Consider the following 2,437-nt stretch of genomic DNA (forward strand, 5'->3'; position numbering starts at 1 on the left):
AAAATATGGATTTAATTTTATTCCATAGCGAAACAGATATGCCGATCTATGTTGAAAATCGAAGTCCGCTGTTAAATAAAATGCGCCAAATGATCTTAGTTGATCAAATCTCAGATATTCAAATCATTAAAAATCGCCTCTGGAATGGCTGCCATGCCATGATCGCTTGGCAGGCGCGTCTTATTGATCATGAAATGATTGGAATTGCTTTAGCAGATCACAAGATCAAGAAATTTGCTGAGCAATTGGTGAGTGAGGTGAAAGCTGGATTGGTAAATATCGTTCCGAATCAAGCCAAACAACTTGATCGCATGGCTGAAAGTTTTATGAGCTCATGCCGTTCTGCTTATAAAGATCCATGTGAGCGTGTTGCTCGTGATCCATTGAGAAAACTGGGTTACAACGAACGCGTACTCGGCAGTATTGAAAATCATATCGTGCAACAATTGCCATATAAGTACTTATTACAAGGTGCTGTTTCGGGTTATGTATATGCGGTTAAGCTTTTAGAAATTCCTGTTGATGAAGTGATTACGCATTTACAAAACGCTATCGAGCAAATGGATATTACTGAGCATGAAAAGAAAGATTTGTTTGAGTTGATTTATACATCAATCTCGACTGAATTAAAGATTTCAGAGCTAGGGCAATCTTTTTGTGTTAAAAATGCCGAGTTTGAAACAGCCTAAATGATTTTAAAATTATTTAATCTTGCCAGTAAATTATGTTTGAATAACACAACTGTCAGAGCGTTATTGTCGTTGTGTTATTACAAACATCTACCCAACTCGTAAAAACTGAAATTCGCAACTATCCAGAATGGCATCATGGTCGGACAGATTATGCTTTGTGGTATATCGAAATTGATCAACCAGAGTTAGTTGAATATTTAGATGCGATCAAAATACATTTCTCAGATTTCCTTATTAGGTCGAATCAACGTCAGTATCACATTACGTTATTCGTGTGCGGTTTTCTAAATACCCATCTTTCTCAATACAATGATGATTTTTCACATGAACAATTCTTACAACATCTAAAATCTATCAATCAATTACAACTTGAACCCTTTGAATTAGAACTCACAACGATCGATAGTTTTAGTAGTGCTTTATTTATTCAAATCATCGATCGAGAAAAAATTTTAGAAAAAATCCGTTCTCAGCTTGCACTTGTCTCGAATGAAATAGCGGCACTGCAATATTGTCCACATATTACGATTGGACTTTATAGCGATGCATGGAGTAGTGATCTTGTTTTAGAGCGAATAAAAAGCTTTGAAGCTAAAAGGATTAAAATTCAAGTGAATCAATTAACTTTCGGTTATTATAAGGCTCAGATTTTACAAGGATTACTATATCCTTATCATCAAATGGTATTAGGTTAATATGTTGCAATTAATTTTGGGTGGTGCACGTTCGGGTAAGAGCCGATTGGCTGAAAATATAGCTCAGCAGCGTGGAATCCCTGTGATTTATGTCGCCACGGCGCAAGCTTTAGATGATGAAATGCAGCAAAGAATTCAACATCATCAGCAACAAAGACCTAAGCAATGGCAACTTTGTGAAGAGCCTATTTTTCTGGCAGATCAATTATTAAAACTAGATCAAGAACATCAAATCATTTTAGTTGATTGCCTTACTTTATGGTTGACCAATCTTTTGTTAGCTGAAGATCAAGATTTGCAGCAACAACAGACAGACAAGTTATTAGAAATATTACCCAAACTTAAATCTGAAATTATTTTAGTCAGTAATGAAACAGGGCTAGGCGTCGTGCCGATGGGTGAAATTAGCCGTCGATTTGTGGATGAAGCTGGTCGATTGCACCAAGCATTAGGACAGCTTGCTCATAAAGTGATGTTTTGTGTTGCAGGCTTTCCAATGATTTTAAAAGATGAGAATTAACATGACTGAACAAAATGCTTGGTACACAGAATCGGCAAAACAAATTGATCTGGAAGCAAAACATCTAGCCGAACAACGACAACAACAACTCACTAAACCAACAGGGGCTTTAGGAGAGTTAGAACAGCTTGCGATTCAGCTAGCAAGTTTACAGGGTACAGTTCATCCCCAAATTCAAAAACCTTGGATCACGATTTTCGCAGGTGACCATGGTGTAGTTGAAGAAAGTATCTCAGCTTATCCTCAAGCCGTGACACGTCAAATGCTTCAAAATTTCGCGTCTGGCGGTGCAGCAATCAGTGTTATTGCAAAACATCATCAGGCACAGTTACAAGTGATTGACTGTGGAACGGTAGGCGATCCCTATGATTATGTCGGTGTAGAGCGACATTGTATTCGTGCAGGAACAACCAACTTTGCTCAACACGTTGCAATGACTGAACAAGAATGTTTTGCTGCATTAGCATTAGGTAAAACTAGTGTGGAGTTAGCTCAGTCAGAACAGGCTGATATCTTTATCGCTGGAGAAA

The 2,437-nt window shown here is 37.6% G+C and carries 4 protein-coding genes; all 4 read left to right on the forward strand.

The features are described from left to right. A partial coding sequence (locus A2003_RS05855; RefSeq protein ID WP_502685948.1) for a mannitol dehydrogenase family protein occupies positions 1–689 on the forward strand: 689 nt, incomplete at its 5' end. 74 nt (positions 690–763) lie between these two features. Beyond that, positions 764–1,387: a 2'-5' RNA ligase family protein gene (locus A2003_RS05860; RefSeq protein ID WP_112987497.1), complete on the forward strand. Its 624-nt coding sequence runs from the start codon at positions 764–766 to the stop codon at positions 1,385–1,387. Position 1,388: 1 nt separating this feature from the next. Then, complete coding sequence (gene cobU, locus A2003_RS05865) at positions 1,389–1,907, forward strand: bifunctional adenosylcobinamide kinase/adenosylcobinamide-phosphate guanylyltransferase (RefSeq protein ID WP_112987498.1); 519 nt, start codon at positions 1,389–1,391, stop codon at positions 1,905–1,907. 1 nt (position 1,908) lies between these two features. Beyond that, positions 1,909–2,437 (forward strand): nicotinate-nucleotide--dimethylbenzimidazole phosphoribosyltransferase (locus A2003_RS05870; protein ID WP_286686954.1); only part of this gene is annotated, 529 nt, incomplete at its 3' end.

Origin of the sequence: Acinetobacter sp. GWC1_38_13 (assembly GCF_001767535.1) — a bacterium.
In the GTDB taxonomy this organism is placed as follows: Bacteria; Pseudomonadota; Gammaproteobacteria; order Pseudomonadales; family Moraxellaceae; genus Acinetobacter; species Acinetobacter junii.

Coding starts and splice junctions, on each gene's coding strand:
- cobU (WP_112987498.1), top strand. CDS start 1,389: ATGTTGCAATTAATTTTGGGTGGTGCACGTTCGGGTAAGAGCCGATTG.